Source organism: Millionella massiliensis (genome assembly GCF_900104655.1).
In the GTDB taxonomy this organism is placed as follows: Bacteria; Bacteroidota; Bacteroidia; order Bacteroidales; family Rikenellaceae; genus Rikenella; species Rikenella massiliensis.
In genome coordinates this window covers 2760866-2778399 of record NZ_FNWD01000002.1, presented here as the reverse complement: position 1 = coordinate 2778399, position 17534 = coordinate 2760866, and the positions used below count along the sequence as shown (strand labels likewise).

Annotated in this window: 12 protein-coding genes; 7 read left to right on the top strand and 5 right to left on the bottom strand. The window is 59.3% G+C overall.

Going from position 1 to position 17534, the window contains the following annotated elements; translation table 11 throughout:
- Positions 1 to 361: 361 nt before the first annotated feature.
- Both BQ5379_RS10565 and BQ5379_RS10560 read right to left on the bottom strand, forming a co-directional pair.
- A complete protein-coding gene (locus BQ5379_RS10565) occupies positions 362 to 1309 on the bottom strand; it encodes a M23 family metallopeptidase (protein WP_071135402.1) in 948 nt (315 codons plus the stop codon).
- Positions 1302 to 2273, bottom strand: coding sequence for a M23 family metallopeptidase (locus BQ5379_RS10560; protein WP_071135401.1), 972 nt, complete (start codon positions 2271 to 2273; stop codon positions 1302 to 1304). Before BQ5379_RS10560 ends, BQ5379_RS10565 begins: the two co-directional genes overlap by 8 nt.
- Positions 2274 to 2600: 327 nt before the next feature.
- On the opposite strand from BQ5379_RS10560, the gene alaS reads away from it, so the two are divergent.
- Positions 2601 to 5228, top strand: a complete 2628-nt coding sequence (gene alaS / locus BQ5379_RS10555; protein WP_071135400.1) for an alanine--tRNA ligase — start codon at positions 2601 to 2603, stop codon at positions 5226 to 5228.
- A gap of 17 nt (positions 5229 to 5245) precedes the next feature.
- Complete coding sequence (locus tag BQ5379_RS10550; protein WP_071135399.1) at positions 5246 to 6178, top strand: substrate-binding domain-containing protein; 933 nt, start codon at positions 5246 to 5248, stop codon at positions 6176 to 6178.
- Positions 6179 to 6707: 529 nt separating this feature from the next.
- Here BQ5379_RS10550 and BQ5379_RS10545 read toward each other — a convergent pair.
- From BQ5379_RS10545 to BQ5379_RS10535, 3 genes are all read right to left on the bottom strand, one after another.
- Complete coding sequence (locus BQ5379_RS10545) at positions 6708 to 8180, bottom strand: serine hydrolase domain-containing protein (protein ID WP_083377717.1); 1473 nt, start codon at positions 8178 to 8180, stop codon at positions 6708 to 6710.
- Between the two features lie 37 nt (positions 8181 to 8217).
- Complete coding sequence (locus tag BQ5379_RS10540) at positions 8218 to 9186, bottom strand: metallophosphoesterase family protein (RefSeq protein ID WP_071135398.1); 969 nt, start codon at positions 9184 to 9186, stop codon at positions 8218 to 8220.
- 300 nt (positions 9187 to 9486) lie between these two features.
- Positions 9487 to 10449: a diacylglycerol/lipid kinase family protein gene (locus BQ5379_RS10535; protein ID WP_071135397.1), complete on the bottom strand. Its 963-nt coding sequence runs from the start codon at positions 10447 to 10449 to the stop codon at positions 9487 to 9489.
- A gap of 984 nt (positions 10450 to 11433) precedes the next feature.
- Between BQ5379_RS10535 and BQ5379_RS10525 the strand changes: the two genes are divergently transcribed.
- From BQ5379_RS10525 to argF, 5 genes are all read left to right on the top strand, one after another.
- Entirely contained in the window at positions 11434 to 12201 is a 768-nt protein-coding gene (locus BQ5379_RS10525; RefSeq protein ID WP_071135395.1) for a ParA family protein, read from the top strand.
- A 56-nt stretch (positions 12202 to 12257) separates the two neighbouring features.
- A complete protein-coding gene (locus BQ5379_RS10520; RefSeq protein ID WP_071135394.1) occupies positions 12258 to 13196 on the top strand; it encodes a ParB/RepB/Spo0J family partition protein in 939 nt (312 codons plus the stop codon).
- The gene (locus tag BQ5379_RS10515; protein ID WP_071135393.1) at positions 13196 to 14665 is read left to right on the top strand and encodes a DUF5683 domain-containing protein; all 1470 of its coding nucleotides are present in this window, start codon (positions 13196 to 13198) and stop codon (positions 14663 to 14665) included. The genes BQ5379_RS10520 and BQ5379_RS10515 overlap by 1 nt, the downstream gene beginning before the upstream one ends.
- A gap of 175 nt (positions 14666 to 14840) precedes the next feature.
- Positions 14841 to 16181, top strand: a complete 1341-nt coding sequence (locus BQ5379_RS10510; RefSeq protein WP_071135392.1) for a lytic transglycosylase domain-containing protein — start codon at positions 14841 to 14843, stop codon at positions 16179 to 16181.
- 241 nt (positions 16182 to 16422) lie between these two features.
- Complete coding sequence (gene argF / locus BQ5379_RS10505; RefSeq protein ID WP_071135391.1) at positions 16423 to 17421, top strand: ornithine carbamoyltransferase; 999 nt, start codon at positions 16423 to 16425, stop codon at positions 17419 to 17421.
- Positions 17422 to 17534 lie beyond the last annotated feature (113 nt).

Genomic DNA, 17534 nt, shown 5'->3' with positions numbered 1-17534 from the left:
ATAAATCTCTGTTTCAGGTCATCTTCTCCCCCGCCACCGCCTCGGAAGCCTTCACGCTGAGTTTCCAGTCGGGCTTCTTTACGCGGTTTTCCCATCTACCGGCACTCCCCGGTTTTCTCCTCTCCGTCCGGATCCATTTCCGTTCATTCCTCACCCGCCGTTTTTCCCCATCTCTCCACCCTATCCGCTCGCTCCGATTTTTCACCCTCTTTTCCTCTCGGCCCATTCGCTTCGTTCCGTTACTCCGTTCTCCATCTCCCGGCTCCTCCGGGGATTCGCTCCGTTTCCTTCCCCACTCTTCTTCACCGGCCCCCGGCTCACTCCGTTTTTTCGGTCCCAACTCTCGCCCCCCCGGGTGATGCTAATCGAAAGACTGCATCCCCATGCGGGAGATCTCTTTCAGTTTCCGCATGCTCGGCATGTCGAGTTCCATGAAGAAGTAGTTGATCGGATCGACCGGTTTGCCGCGGTAGTGGACCTCGTAATGTAGGTGCGGCGCGAACGAGAGACCGGAGTTGCCCGAGAAGGCGACAATATCGCCCCGGTTGACGTGGCTGCCGGGTCGCACAACCACTTTATCGAGGTGCGAATATACGGTTTTGTAGCCGTTCCCGTGGTCGATCACCATGGTCAGACCGGAGGTCTGTCCGCGGGTCTGGAGACTGCGGACGGTTCCATCGGCCGTGGCGAACACGGCGGTTCCTTCGGGTACGGAGTAATCGACTCCGTTATGCTGGGTCATGGTTTTGAAGAAGGGATGCACCCGTTCGCCGAACGAGGCGGTCAGCAGGGTCAGTTGTTTGTTGTCGACCGGCTGGATGGCCGGGATCGACAGCGCCTTCTGGACGTTTTTCGCCACGCGTTCCTGCTGTCCCTTCACCATGGCGTTGTAGTTCGACACGTGCTGGTACAACATGCCGAGGTGCTCGTCGAACCAGTTTCCGAGTTCCAGGTTGCTCATCTCCTCCAGCCGGTCACGGAACTCCAGCCGATGCTGCCGATCGTCGTCGCCGGGCAGGACGGGCTCCGCCTCGAAAAGCATCGTGTAGATGCTCTTGTCACGCTCCGATACGTTGTTGAGAACCTGCTGCAGGGTGTCGTAGCGTCGTTCCAACGCTTCGTACTCGGTCGCAATCCGCTCGGTACTTTTCTTGAGTTCGTACTCGATCGGGGTGTCGAAGAAAAAGGAGAAGACAATAAAATAAACGATGGCCACAGCGATCCCGCTGAAGAAACGGAAGGTCCATTTCACCAGCCTCGGATAGCGCCGCGAGGCTCCCGATTCGTTGTATGTGGTCCGTTTACTCATCCAGTTCGTAGGTAGTGGCTTTGGCCGCTTCGGTAATGGCGCGGAATTCCTCTTCGCTCATGCTGCGGCTGATGTAGTTGATGGGGTTGACCGGCCGGCCGCGGTAAATCACCTCGTAGTGGAGGTGAGGACCTGTCGACCGTCCCGTGCTGCCGACCTCGCCGATCTGCTCGCCGCGTTTGACCAGCTGTCCCGGCTCGACAAGCACCTTGCTCAGGTGGGCATAGCGCGTACGGTAACCGAAGCCATGGTCGATCACCACCTGCTTGCCGTAGCCCGACTGCGGTTTTTGGTAAGCGACCAGCCCCGTGCCGGTGGCATACACGGGCGTACCGTGCGGAGCCCCAAGGTCGATTCCCTCGTGGCCGATATAGCGTTTCAGGATCGGGTGCAGCCGCATGCCGAAGGCACCGATGCTGCCGCGCAGTTTTTTCTGGTCGATGGGCATGATGGCCGGTACGACCTCAGCCATGAGGTCCTTGTCGACGGCCAGCTGTTCGAGCTCGTCGTAGGACATCGACTGCAGATAGAGCTGACGTCCCAGTGCATCCATCTTTTTCCACACCTGGGTCATGAGCGGAGCGTAACGTCCGTACCCTACCGAGGCGTACTTGTCGTGCGAATACGGAGTATAGATCCCGGGGATGTTCAGCGTGTCGGCCGAGAAGATGGCCCGATAGACGGCATGGTCGCGTTCGCGGAGCTCGGCCAACTGGGCCAGCGACGCATCGACCCGTTCGCCGAGCAGCTGATAATCGCGCACGATGGCCTCGTTCTGCTCGCGAAGGCGGTGCATCTTGGGCGTATAGAAAAAGTAGGAGAAGACGAAATTGACGACCGATGCGGCGATGAATACCACCAGCACCATCCGGACAAAACGGAACAGCCATTGCCGCAGGGGCAACACGAACCGCTCGCGGAAGAAGTGGTAGAGCGTATAATATGACGACTGCGGTGAATCCATTCGCCTCGGTACAGGGATTTCAATCAGGCAAAAATAACAATTTTTAGCGAAACTCTCCGATTCCGGTTCCGAAAGCCACCCGGATCACACAGGAGGGCAACTCGTCCGCTCTTCTCTTGCATCGGCCGACGGCAACCACTCCGCATGCCGTTCGCAACGGGTACAGGACTCCCCGAGAGAGTCGCTCCGGCACAGAATCATCGACCGCCGGTTTCCGAGCGGCACCCGTCCCGTCGACAAATCGCGCCGAGAACTCCTGCGGAATCGAAAAATATCGTAATTTTGCAACTTCACCTCTATTAACGGACAAAAGCGAAAAAAAGATATATGAACTCCAACGAAATCCGTCAAGTCTTCCTCGACTTTTTCCACGAGAAGCAACACCAGATCGTTCCGTCGGCCCCGATGGTGGTCAAGAACGACCCCACGCTGATGTTCACCAACGCCGGGATGAACCAGTTCAAGGACATCTTCCTGGGCAACCAGCCCGCCAAATGGCACCGCGCGGCCGACACCCAGAAATGCCTCCGCGTGAGCGGCAAACACAACGACCTGGAAGAGGTGGGCCACGACACCTACCACCACACCATGTTCGAGATGCTCGGCAACTGGAGCTTCGGCGACTACTTCAAGAAAGAGGCCATCGCCTGGGCCTGGGAACTGCTCACCGAACGCTACAAACTCCCCACCGACCGTCTGTACGCCACCGTCTTCGAAGGCTCGCCGGAAGAAGGAGTGCCCTTCGACAGCGAAGCCTATGACTTCTGGGCCGAACGCCTGCCCGCCTCGCACATCCTCAAAGGCAACAAACACGACAACTTCTGGGAGATGGGCGACACCGGTCCCTGCGGCCCCTGCTCCGAGATCCACTTCGACCTGCGCAGCGACGACGAACGCGCCCGCATCGACGGGGCCGAACTGGTCAACAAAGATCATCCGCAGGTGATCGAGATCTGGAACCTGGTCTTCATGCAGTTCAACCGCAAGGCCAACGGATCGCTCGAACCGCTGCCCGCCAAACACGTCGACACCGGCATGGGCTTCGAACGCCTCTGCATGGTGATCCAGGGCAAACAGTCGAACTACGACACCGACGTCTTCCAGCCCCTGCTCCAGAAAATCGCAGGCATGGCCTCCGTAGCCTACGGCAGTGACCCCAAAAAGGACATCGCCATGCGCGTGATTGCCGACCACCTGCGTGCCATCGCCTTCTCCATTGCCGACGGCCAGCTGCCCAGCAATGTTAAAGCCGGCTACGTCATCCGCCGCATCCTGCGCCGTGCCGTACGCTACGGCTACACCTACCTCGGTTTCACCGAACCCTTCATCTGCCAGCTGGTTCCCACCCTGGTCGAACAGATGGGCGGCCAGTTCCCCGAGATCAAAGCCCAGCAGCAACTCATCGAGAAGGTGATCGCCGAAGAGGAAGGTTCGTTCCTGCGCACCCTCGCCACCGGGATCAACCTGCTCGACAGCATCATCAAGAAACTCCCGGCCGATCGTAAAGTCATCAGCGGCAGCGACGCCTTCACCCTCTACGACACGTTCGGCTTCCCGATCGACCTGACCCAGTTGATCGCCTCGGAACAGGGCGTGACGGTCGACATCCCCGGCTTCGAAAAAGAGCTCGAAGCCCAGAAGAACCGTTCGCGCAACGCCTCGGCCGTCGAAACCGACGACTGGGTTGAAGTGCTGCCCGTCGAACAGTCCGAATTCGTCGGCTACGACCACACCTCCTGCCCCGACGTCCACATCGCCCGCTATCGCCGCGTCACCAGCAAAGGCAAGACCCACTACCAGATCGTGCTCGACCACACTCCCTTCTACGGCAACATGGGGGGCCAGGTCGGCGACACCGGCTACCTGATCGCTCCGGACGGCGAGAAGACCCTCATTACCGACACCCAGAAGGAGAACAACCTGACCGTCCACATCGCCCCCTCGCTGCCGGCCGACGTGAAGGCACCCTTCGAAGCCGTCGTGAACGCCGAACGCCGCATGGCCTCGGCAGCCAACCACACCGCCACCCACCTGATGCACCAGGCGCTGCGCGAAGTGCTCGGCACCCACGTCGAACAGAAAGGTTCGCTCGTAACCCCCGACTACCTTCGTTTCGACTTCTCGCACTTCCAGAAGCTCACCAACGAAGAACTCCGACAGGTCGAACGCAAAGTCAACGCCGCCATCCGCGCCAACTTCCCGCTCGAAGAGAACCGCCACTGCACCATGGATCAGGCCAAAGAGATGGGCGCCATGATGCTCTTCGGTGAAAAATACGGCGACACCGTGCGCGTAGTCAAATACGGCCAGTCGGTTGAGCTCTGCGGGGGTCTGCACGTTCCCGCCACCGGCAACATCGGCCAGTTCCGTATCGTGGCCGAAGAGTCGAGCGCAGCCGGCATCCGACGCATCGAAGCCATCACCGGCCGCACCGCCGAAGAGTACAGTGAACAACAGGACGACATCATCAAAGAGATGATGGCCGCCCTGCGCACCAACCAGGTCGTAACGGCCATCAAGAAGCTCGCCGACGAAAACGCCGAAATGGCCAAACAGATGGTACAGGTTCGCCAGGCCCGCGACAGCTTCATGATCGAAAAACTGATGGACTTCGGCGAACAGGTCGGCGACTTCCGTCTGATTTCGCGCCAGCTCGACATCGTACCCGAATCGGTCAAAAACATCGCCTTCGAGTTGCGTAACCGCATCGAAAACGTGGCCGTGGTATTCGGCAGCAACTTCGGCGGCAAACCGACCCTGACCGTAGCCCTCAGCGACTCGGCCGTGGCCCAGGGACTCAACGCCGGTGCCATCGTCCGCGAAGCCGCCAAACAGATCCAGGGCGGCGGGGGCGGACAACCCCACTACGCAACGGCCGGAGGTAAAAACAGCCAGGGTCTCGAAGCCGCCATGGCTGCCGCTCAGGAGATCATCCGCACCAAACTGCAAGCATAGAAGAGAGAGATACCGTCATGAGATTCCGTGCCCTAACCGTCGGCCTGTTTGCGGCAGGATGCCTGCTCGGCAACGTCTCCTGCCTCCAGGGGACGAAAGAGAAGACGACCATCGCCGTAGTCCCCAAAGTGGACGACGCCTCGGTCGCCGCAGCCAAAGCCGTCGCGCTGGCCGCCAGCGACACCTACGACATCCAGGTGCGCTGGGACGTATCGCGCAACCCCACTGCCGAATCGCAGATCGAGCTGATCGAGAAGCTGGTAAGCGCCGGGGTCGACGGAATTCTCATCAGCTGTATCGATGCCGACGGCGTTCGTGCTGCCATCGACAAGGCCGTTCAGGCCGGCGTCAAGGTGGGGACCTTCGACTCCGACTGTCCCGAAAGCAGCCGCAGCTTCTATATCGGGTCCGACAACGAAGCGGCCGGTACGCTGGCCGCCACGACCCTCCAGTCGCTCTGTGACGAAGCCGGACGCCCCGCCACCGGAATCGGTCTGTTTGGAGGCGTTGCCGGCGATACCGCCATGCAGGCACGGCTGAAGAATTTTCTCACCGTAATTCCCGACACCGCAGCCCTCGTGTGGTCCGGCGACGTCGTCTCGACCGGCGCGACACAGGTGACCGATTTCCTGACCGAGAACGCGACGCTGCCCGTGAATGGCGTCGTATTTCTCTCCAGCAGCACCGTGGTCAACGGTCCCGGCTCGATCGAACGCCTCGATAGCCTCTGCCGCCCGACGACCGACAACGAAGGAGCCGCCGCAGCCGCCGTCTTTTTCGACACCTCCGACGAGATCATCTCGTTTGTACAGACCCGTCCCCATTGCGCCGCCATCCGGCAGGATTTCGAAGCCATGGTGACAGGCGGGATCGACCGGTTGATGAAGGCCATCCGAAACGAGTCGTTCGGCGAGACCATCACCTACACCCCGGTCGAAACGGTACGATAACCTGCCGCGGCCTGTTTTCACGACCAACAGCTTAATTCAAAACGAGAGCCCCGAAAGGAACCATTCCTTTCGGGGCTCTCGTTTCATTCACCTCACGCATCATTCACCTCACTCACGTAAGGTATAATCTCATATTATTGTTCTCCGGTCATCGGGTAGCAGGATCTGAAGCTGCACCGACAAAAAGCACTTTCACCGGGCGGTTTACAGGACACCGACTCCGTTATTGTAAAACTTATCTAAAAGAGAACTGCGAAGTCCGGGAAAAACAAGCCCGCGTCAGCAAACTGAATCAGATTAGCAAATCAGGAGTAGAGAACATTCCTCATTTTTCTCGGTAACAGAGCGCAGAGGATCAATTCAGGCCAGCCATTCCCAGACTATCCGCTCCAACCATTCGAGCCAGCCAATTCCGGACCCTCCGCCAGCAATTCGGCCTCGCCACTTTCAAACAATCCGACGCGAGCCATCTGACGCAAGCCATCCGTTCCGAACTATCCGTTTCAGGCTATCCGACTACCCCCTCGAATTACGGCATCTCGTTTTCCGACCCCATCAGACTGTCGGCCTCGAACATATCCTTTTCGGGCCACTCCTCCACTTTGCCGAATGCCTGACGCAACATCGAACTGATATAACCGTGGAAACGCGATCCTTTCCAACTGCTCGTATTGGTTACGAACACCCAAACATACCCGTTGCTCTGCTTGCGCAAAAGGGCGTTCGTTCCCGACATCGAGCCCGTGCGCGACCACGTTCCGTCGGCCTTCGCGTGCATCCACCCGATCGGCAACATCCCTTTCGTCTCCTGCGTCATGCGGCGAACGGTCTCCGGTTTGAGAATATCCTTCCGCGACGGGTCTCCGTCAATGGCCGCCACAAAACGCAGCAATTCGGTCGGCGAAGCAACCCATCCACCGGCACCGCTCAGCCCCGAAATATCGTTGCCGCCGTTACTCTTGGCCACCATCTGGCCCGAGCCGTCGCAGGCAGGCACCGGTTCGGCCTCCTTCGTCTCGTAATAACGGACCTCGTTGGGGAACTTATCCTCGTGGCGACTCCGCCCGATGTGCATATCGTAGCAACCGGCCGGCGCAAGAATGCTGTCCTGCACATACCGTTCATAAGGCACGCCCGACACCTTCTCGATCACCTTCGACAGCACCACATACCCCAGGTTCGAATAATAGGTACGCCCACCGGGCCGGTAACCCAACCCGCTGCGGGTGGCATACTCCACGTAATCATTCATATCGTATGGGGGCTGGCGTTTCAACACCCGCTCCACGAGCTGCCAGTTGAACATCGGATCGCCGGCACGTACCGAGAACCCGCCCCGATGCCTCAACAACTGCTCGACCGTCACCTGTTCCATCCGTTTGTCCGTATAGTGGCTGAAACGCTCGTCATTCAGAATTCCGTTCGGGCCAAACACCTGCCCTTCAAGTTGCAGCTTTCCCTGTTCCCAGAGCTTCATGACCGCCGTGGCCGTGATCAGTTTCGAAATCGACGCCACGCGCAGGATGTGTCGCACCTCCATCGGTTCGCCATCCTCGCGGTCGGCCCACCCGTAACCTTTGGCATAAATCAGGTTGCCGTCCTTCATGATGGCCAGCGATGCGCCGGTCAGATCCCATTTACGCAGGAAGGCCATCACGGCCCGGTCGAACTTCACCGCTTCGGGCAACTCGCTGTCAGCGTTGCTGAGAATCTTGTTCAACGGCACCGGATCGACCTGTACGGGTTGGGGCGTCGCGGCCACCTGCTGCCGTTCTTCGGAAGCCAACCAGCGCCACGGACGAACGATCAGAATTAGAATCAATGTCCCGGCAATCCAAAAGAAGCGTTTGACACTCTTTTTCAGTCTTCTTTTTTTCCGCTTCGACGGTCTGGGACGGTGCGGACCGGCTCCGGGACCGGCCGGCTGATTGATCGGTGCAGGACCGGGTGGCGTATAGGAAGCTCGAGGCGGATAGGGTTTGTATACGGGACGGTGACTCATGGGGTTCAGGGGGTTCGGCAAATCTTTTTTTTGGGGGTCAGAATCTCAGTTTGCGATCATCTTGCGAGGGCGAATAGTAGTAGGGCTGTTCGGCCAGCTTCGCGGTATCGGGCAGCGGGGGCAGGTAGCGTCCCTCGACGCCTTCGATCGTCAGACGCCCGCGCGTATCGATCGTGAAAATCGCATATAAAGGAACGGCATACGGCACACAATATTGCAGATTGGAGTATTTTCGATAGACCGAATCGGGATAGTGTTCCCGACTGGCGAAGGCTTCTCCACCCCAAATGTAGCTGACGCTGTTCATCTGCAGGTAGTGGATTCCGTCGATCTCAAAATGGTTGTCACTGTGGTTGTGTCCGCCGACCACGGCTGCAATCCGCACCCCCCGGTCGCGGGCCTCGAGCAGCATCCGATGGATGAATGCGTACTGCTCGACATGATCATAACGGTCGTTAAGCGGCGTGTGGCTGAAGATCATGACAATCTTGGAGGTATCGGCCAACAAGCCGCGCAGCCACTCCAGTTGTCCGCCTCCTACCAGGCCGAGTTTCGGTTGACCGTAATAGTTACTGTTGGCATAGGGGTGTTCCCGTCCCTCGCTGTCGAGGAAATAGTTGGTATCGAGCACAATGAAGCGGAACGAACCGATGTCGAAGGCATAATTCGCGGCGCTCATGCTGAAAAAGTCCATATAGGTCTGTTTGTCGGAACGATCCATATCGTGGTTGCCCAGTACGTGATAGACCGGGACGGACGATGAGTCGAGAATCTCGCGAATCACTCGGTTCGCAGGCTGCGGAAAGGCCAGATCGCCTAGATCGATCAAAAAATCGGCTCTGTTTTTTTCCGCCACACGAACAATCTCGCGCAACGCCTCGGCTCGCCCCGGAATCAGATCCTGGTGCAGATCGGTGTAAAGCACAAAGCGCACCTTCTCGGCGGCACAAAGCGCCATGCTCCACGCCGACAGCAACAGACAGAGGCTCCATACGATCTTTTTCATATCCGGTTCGCGTTATTCTATATCCCAAACTATTATCTTGGGGACTAATCATTGGGGGGCCGCTCATTAAAGAGCCGCCGAGTTTTCGACATACAACGGTTGAGACACACCAGCCTCACTGTATTACCACCGGCAGTTTCCCCACCCACAACGCCCCGAAGAGCGTCTTCACTACCCCGTTGCGCAAGCTCCTTTCAGAATCCCCTGCTGCAAGCATTCTCCCCGCCCAGTTGTTCTCCTCTATCTCTTTCACCGGCGGGGCTCCGCAAAACGCACAGCCCCGCAACGCCCCGGTCGGGTTTACAACTGATCGCGAATAAACTTCTCGCTTACGACCACACGCACGGCCCGTTCCACGATCTGAAATTCAAAATCGGAATACCCCAGAATCTCGCCGTCAATCTCCAGCCGGATGGGACGATCGGCATGAATCCGGATGTTTCCCCCGCGGAAGAGCGAAATGCGCGGAATATCGTAGATGTCACCGGTGTAGACCACGCGGAAACGGCTGAAGAGCCGCACCCGGTTCATGGCCGGAATCACAGTCAGGTCGAACAGCCCGTCGTCGGCCACGGCGTTGGGGGTTTGGGTCAACCCGCCGGCGGTGTATTTGCAGATACCGATCGTGCCGGTGAAAAGTTTTCCATTAAAGACCTCCTCGCCGTCCACCTCGATCCGCACCCGGCGCGTGCGGTAACGCACCGCTTCGCGAAACGCGCTGAAGACGTATATCCACTTGCCCCGACACCCTTTCTCCTTCAGCCGGTTGAATCCCCGACAGACGGCGGCGTCGTAGCCCACGCCGGCCACATTGGCCTGATAGCGGACCTGGTGCACCTTCGATTCGTAGTAGCTCACGCGACCGACATCCTGCAGGAAAGCGTGACCGGCCTTGATCGAGCGAATGGCATCACGGTAGTTGCGCGGAATGCCGAACATCCGGATCCAGTCGTTACCGGTACCGACGGCGATCACGGCGATCAGTACGTCGGTCGTGGGGCACTCCTGCTGAATGAAAATGCCGTTGACCGTCTCGTGTATCGTCCCGTCGCCGCCCACGACGATAATACGACGGTAGCCCTGCCGAATGGCCGTTACGGTCAGTTCGGTGGCGTGGTACTTGTGCAGCGTGAACATGGCATCCACGGCGATCCCCTCGTCGCGGAGCAGACCGCTGATCTGCGGCCAGTCGGTCAGTCCCCGGCCGCTGCCGGCCACGGGGTTGACAATTGCCGCCCACCGTTGCGATAGGTCGAAACTCATCGGCATCTTCGTTTTTTGCTTGCTGTCGCAAAAGTACGAAAACCTGTCCGGACTTTTCGACCAAAATTCAGGTCTTTCACCTTTCACGGCACACAAAAACGGAAATATTCCAAGCCCCCGGAACGACACCGCAATCCCGAAACAGTCCGATTTTCCAAGTCCTGCGGCCATTCATCAGAGCAGCCGACGCCGCTCCGAAAAAATTTGATTTTTCACCCCCCATATTTTTGGGGTCCGATAATCCGACACCGTAACTTTTCGCCACGCGCCTCGAGACAAAACCCACAAATTTTCAGCATCCCAATACACTCGACTATGCCCCCATACACAATCATGCCCAAATTCTTTCGTCATGTTCTGTTTCTGTTTTGGTTGCGTTGTGCGCCCAAGTTTCCCATGCAGTCCAGAAAGCCGTACAATCGCCCGACGAGCTGCCCCACCCCAAATTTCAACCGCAGCCTCGTTTCTCGAGGTTGAAGAATTCTCAATCCAACTTCCGTTACACCCTCTCCGTCTTCAGCTCTGCTCTCCACAAAATCATTCGAACGCCGATCTCCCTGTAAAACCGAACGTTCGGAACGCATATTCGCCGCCAACGAAAAAAGCATAGACGCGAAGTCCGGGAAAAAAGCTATTTTTGTAATTTGAAATAAAATGTTCTTTCAACGACGCGCCAGCCGTTCGATTTCGTGCCCCGAAAACGCGAACAGAGCATTGGGAAAGTGCCCGAACGGGCACACAAAAGGTCTCCGGACACCCCCAAAAGAGCCGCAGGCCGTTCGAACGGGTATCGGATTCAAACCCGTGAGACAGAAGCCGATGCCCCGTCGAGTGAGCGTCCCCTTATGGGCACCGTCCCCGCAGAGAACCGCCCCGCTGAGCACCGGCACAGCACAGAGAACCGGCACAGCACAAAGATCGGCCCCCCCGCGCCGTCCGCGTCAGAACATTCGTTTAGTTGCATTCAGAGGAAAGAGAAGAGATATGGGAAAAATCGTTGCCCTTGCCAACCAGAAAGGAGGTGTCGGAAAGACCACCACCTCCATCAACCTGGCCGCCTCGCTGGCCGTACTGGAGAAACGCGTGCTGCTGGTCGACGCCGACCCGCAGGCCAACTCCACCTCCGGTCTCGGTTTCGAGCCCGGCGAGTTCAACACCTACACCGTGCTGACCGGTCAGGCCGAACTGATCCCCTCGATCCTCCCCTCGCCCGAAATCGCCAACCTCCACCTGCTCCCCTCGAACATCAACCTCGTGGGAGCCGAGACCGAGCTCGCCGGCATGGAAGGCGGCCAGTTCCGGATGAAAAGCCTGCTCGACACCGTCCGGGGCGACTACGACTATATCGTCATCGACTGCTCGCCCTCGCTGGGGATGCTCACCCTCAACGCGCTGATCGCCGCCGACAGCGTCATCATCCCCGTCCAGTGCGAATACTTCGCCCTCGAAGGACTTGGCAAACTGCTCAATACCATCAAGATGGTCAAAGCCGGTCTGAACCCCGGTCTGGAGATCGAAGGATTCCTGCTGACGATGTACGACTCGCGTCTGCGGCTGGCCAACCAGGTGGTGGGCGAAGTGCGCAACCACTTCGGAAACCTCGTATTCCGCACAATTATTCAGCGCAATACCCGTTTAAGTGAATCGCCCAGCTATGGCAAACCCGTCATCACGTACGACGCCTCCAGCAGCGGCAGCATCAACTACCTGAACCTGGCCCGTGAGTTCCTCGAACGCAACGGCAACGCATAACCCCTCATATTTAACCAACCCAACACCCCGACAACAGGCACGAGAGTATACAACCTATGAAACCGAAAACCACCGGGCTCGGCAAAGGACTGGGCGCCATATTCGAAATCGAAGAGCTGAACATCCCCAAACAGACCGCCGCCTCGCGACGCGACAACACTGTGGCCGACATCGAGCTCAGCCGCATCACCCCCAACCCCGCCCAACCCCGCACGCTGTTCGACGAAGAGACCCTCGACGAGCTGGCCCAATCCATCTCTCGTCTGGGCGTGATCCAGCCCATCACCGTCAAACGCATCGAGAACCCGGCCGAAAACGGTCCCGAATACATGATCATCAGCGGCGAACGCCGTTTCCGCGCCTCGCAGATGGCCGGCATGGACACCATCCCCGCCTACATCCGCGAAGCCAACGACCAGACCCTGCTCGAGATGGCGCTGGTCGAAAACATCCAGCGCGAAGACCTCGGCGCCATCGAAGTGGCCCTGTCGCTCCAGCGGCTGATCGACGAATGCTCCCTCACGCAGGAGATCCTGGCCGAACGCGTCGGCAAGAAACGCTCCACCATCGCCAACTACATCCGCCTGCTGCGCCTGCCCGCCCAGATCCAAAGCGCCCTGAACAACGACATGATCACCATGGGCCACGCCCGCGCCCTGCTCGGTCTGCCCGGCGAACGCCAGCAGCTCGCCATGCTCGCCCGCATCGTGAAGGGGCACCTCTCCGTGCGTCAGACCGAAATCGCCGTCCAACAGGCCCTGGCCCCCGCCAAGGCCCGAACCGGCAAAGACAACACCGAATACCCGGAATACTACTCCCGACTGGTCGAACGCCTCGAACCGCTGGTCGGCAGCCGGATCAGCATCAAACGCAAATCGACCGCCGGTAAAAACGGTCAGACCACCGTACAAGGCAAAATCGTCATCGACTTCGAATCCGACGACCAGGTAAAAGAGATACTCAGCCGCCTCGAACAACTCTCCGGACAGAACTAATGCGCCACCGCCGCACCACATACCCGCCCCGCCGTCACCCCGCACTGCTGTTCGGGGTCAGTCTGCTGTTGCTGTTGGCCTGCCTGGCCACCCCCGCAGCAGCCGACGGAAATCCCATCACCGTACCCGCGCTCGACCTGCCGCAGGACAGCACCACGCTGGATGCCAAGAGCCTCCGCAAGCTCCGCAAAGCCGAAGAAAAAGCCCGGAAACAGCAGATCAAACGGTTGATGAAACAGGACCTGACCCACGACCAGCGCAAACAACTCAACGAACGGGTCAAGGAGATGGACGGACTGGCCGTCGGCCAACACGTTCGCGTCACGTCCGGCCAGAAAGGCAATCCACTCGACGCCATTCAGGACAGTATCGCCCGCCGCGCCCGCTACGTCCGCACCACCCTGCGCCCCGACAGCCTCGTGGTGCAACAGGCCGGCTTCGCCGACCTCCCGGCCTATCGCCAGGCTGCAGACTCGATCATCGCCCAACAGTTCAGCGACTCGCTGCTCATCGCCGCCTATCCCGACTCCGTGCTGTGGCGCGCACCGTTCCGGCTGACCGGTCTGGAATACCCCACAGTCGATACGGCACACCTCGGCGCCTCGGGACGACTGCTCACCGCCGCCGACTCCGCCCTGCTCTTCAAACCGAAATTCCGCATCACGCAGGACACCATCTCGGCCGGCAAACACACCATCCTGTCGCTCGTAGCCCCTGGCTTCGGACAGATCTACAACCGTCAGCCCTGGAAACTTCCCATCCTCTACGGCGGCGTGGGAGGGTTCCTCACCGGCGGCCTGCTGTTCCACAGCAAATACAAGGAGTATAAAGCCGACTATCAGCGTGCCGTCGATCTGCGCCTCCCGCCCGAAGCCCAGAAACAGGCCCGCACCCGAATGCGCAACGCCGGCAGCGGACAAACCATCATGTTCGCCATGGCCGGCGCCACGTACCTCTACTTCGTAGCCGACGCCGTGTTCAACTACCGCGGCCCGATCGATCCTGTCCGCAAGGCCACCACCCTGGCCGCCGTCTTCCCCGGCATGGGCTTCGTCTACACCAAGACCTACTGGAGGATCCCGGTCTACTACGGCGGATTCATCGCCCTGGCCACCGTCATCGACTACAACAACCGCAACTACCAGCGCTACAAAACAGCGTACAACGCCCTGACCGACGGCAACCCCTCCACCGTCGACGAATTCAACGGCCGTTACTCGGCCGAGCTGCTCGCCGACGTGCGGAACGCCTACCGTCGCGACCGCGACCTGGCCATCATCGGGATGGCCGCCACCTACCTGCTCAGCGTGATCGACACCTACGTGATCGCCTCACTCAAGAACTGGGACGTCGACGAAGACCTGACCGTCCGCGTCCAGCCGACCATGATCGACACCCGCTTCAACGGACGAACCGTGAGCCCCTCGCAGGGAAGCTCCTACGGACTCGCCCTGAAGGTACGCTTCTGACCCCGCCGGTGCCCCCCTGGACACCGCCACGCTCACACCTGTTTGGAAAAGCAAGACCGCCCACCGAACAATCCGTGGAGAGCCGTGCGACAGAGACCGTCCAACGCACCGGGGAACCTGCTCACAACACGCACAAGCGCATTCATTGCACGACCTAAAACCGCAGAAACCAAACATGCAGAAACAACGACAGAACCTATTTCGCCTGATCGCACTGGGGGCAGCAGCGATCCTCGGCACCACCGGCATCAGCCACGCACAGACCGGCGACACCCGCAGTTTTGGGACGCTGGCCCTGAACGGTTCGAGCGCCACGACCTACGACTCGCTGCTGGCCAACTACACCCGCCAGAACGTCGTCGAATCGTACGAGACCTTCGTCAACGAATTCATCGACGTCGACCTGGACAACGTCGACATGAGCAACGCCCTGCCCGACACCGTCTATGCCCAGCGCCTCAAGATGATGGCCACCGAAGTGCAACTCCCCTACAACGACGTGGTCAAACGCTACATCCAGATCTACACCCGCAAGGGAGGCGTCATGGAGCGCGTGCTCGGCCTCGCCCAATACTACTTCCCGATCTTCGAAGAGGCCCTGTATCGCTACAAGCTCCCCATGGAGCTCAAGATGCTGCCCGTGATCGAGTCCGCCCTGATCCCCCGCGCCGAATCGAAAGCATCGGCCGTCGGACTGTGGCAGTTCATGCTCCGCACCGGCAAATACTACGGCCTCGAGATCAACTCCTTCGTCGACGAGCGGTGCGACCCCGTCAAATCGACCGAAGCCGCCTGCAAATACCTGCAGGACATGTACAAGATCTACGGCGACTGGACCCTGGTGATCGCCTCGTACAACTGCGGCCCCGGCAACGTCAACAAAGCCCTCGAACGCTACCGCTCGGCCCACGGCGGCACCGAAGCCAAAACCTACTGGGACATCTACGAATACCTGCCCCGCGAGACCCGCGGCTACATGCCCGCTTTCATCGCCGCCACCTACGCCTACACCTACTACAAGGCCCACGACCTGAACCCCACCATTCCGTGGCACCCGCTGGCCACCGACACCGTGCACGTCAACCGCATGATGCACCTCGAACAGGTCGCCACCACACTGAACATTCCGCTCGAAGTGCTCCGCGGCCTCAACCCCCAGTACTCCGTCGACGTGGTGCCGGCCAAAACCCAAACCTACACCCTGACCCTGCCCCAGGAATACGCCGCCTCGTTCGTGCGCGAAAGCTCCGAAATCTACGGCAAGGACACCCTTTACCTGGCCAAATACCTCAACATCAGCAACCTGTCGCAAGAGAACCTCACGGCCAGCTCGTCGCGTAACAACAGCACGTCGTCCAAAGGCACCAAGATTACCTACAAGGTAAAAAGCGGTGATATTCTGGGCCGCATCGCCTCGCGCTACAACGTGACCGTCAAACAGCTGATGAGCTGGAACAACATCAAAAACGCCAAAGCGCTGCGCGTGGGACAGACCCTTGTCATCTACCGCAAGTGACCCCCACGCGGCACACAACATGTCCGCTCCGAAGCCGCCCGGTCCGTTGGATGGCCGGGCGCTTTGGAATCCGGAGAGTGGCAATCGGGGCCCCACAGACAGCCGTTTTGCCGATAACCCGCCCCAACCGCCGCTCCGCCGGCAGGTCTAACCACCCCTACTCGCACCGCGGCCGCTCAACTGCATGAAACCGCCCGCGCCATACCCCAACCACGAAACAACGACCCACACGCAAGATACTATGTATAAGAAAAGTTTTCTGGACATCGGATCGCTCCGCAAAGAGGAGATCGAAGGCCTTATCCGCTTGGCCAAACGACTGAAAGCCGAGAAAAAAGCCGGCACCGAACAACAATACCTCAAGGGTAAGAACATCGTACTGCTGTTCGCCAAAGACTCGACCCGCACCCGCTGTTCGTTCGAAGTCGGCGCCCACGACCAGGGAGCCAACGTCACCTATATCGGATCGAGCGGATCGCAGATGGGCAAGAAAGAGTCCATCAAAGACACCGCCCGCGTACTCGGACGCATGTACGACGGCATCGAATACCGTGGCTACGGACAGGAGATCGTCAACACGCTGGCCGAATACTCCGGCGTTCCCGTCTGGAACGGACTGACCAACGAGAGCCACCCGACCCAGTTCCTGGCCGACCTGCTCACCATCATGGAGCACTGCCCGAAACCCCTCGACCAGATCAAGGTATGTTTCGCCGGGACGGCCGACAACAACGTCGCCCTGTCGCTGATGGTCGGGTGTGCCAAGATGGGTATGCAGTACGCCGCCGCAGCCCCCGCGGCCTATCACCCCGCTCCGGAACTCGTCGAAAAGCTCCGCCGCGAAGAGGGCGCCCGCATCACCATTACGGATGACATCGCCACCGCCGTGAAAGACGCCGACATCATCTACACCGACGTATGGGTGTCGATGGGCGAACCGGCCGAGATCTGGGACGAACGCATCAAACTGCTCCGCCCGTATCAGGTCAACCGCCGGATGATGGAGCTGACCGGCAATCCCGACTGCAAATTCATGCACTGTCTGCCCGCCTTCCACGACCTCGAAACCGTCGTCGGCGAAGAGATCTACCGCCAGTACGGACTGCGCGAGATGGAGGTGACCGACGAAGTGTTCGAATCGCCCGCCTCGATCGTATTCGACGAAGCCGAAAACCGGATGCACACCATCAAGGCCGTGATGGTCGCCACCCTGAGCCAGCAACCCGAAACCACCCTGTAACCCGGCACACCGCAGCTCCGCTTCCGTAGGGAGACGCAACGACCCCGCCGAAAGCACACTTTTCGGAAAGCACGCTTTTTCGGAAGGAACACTGATCAGGAAGAACGCTTCTC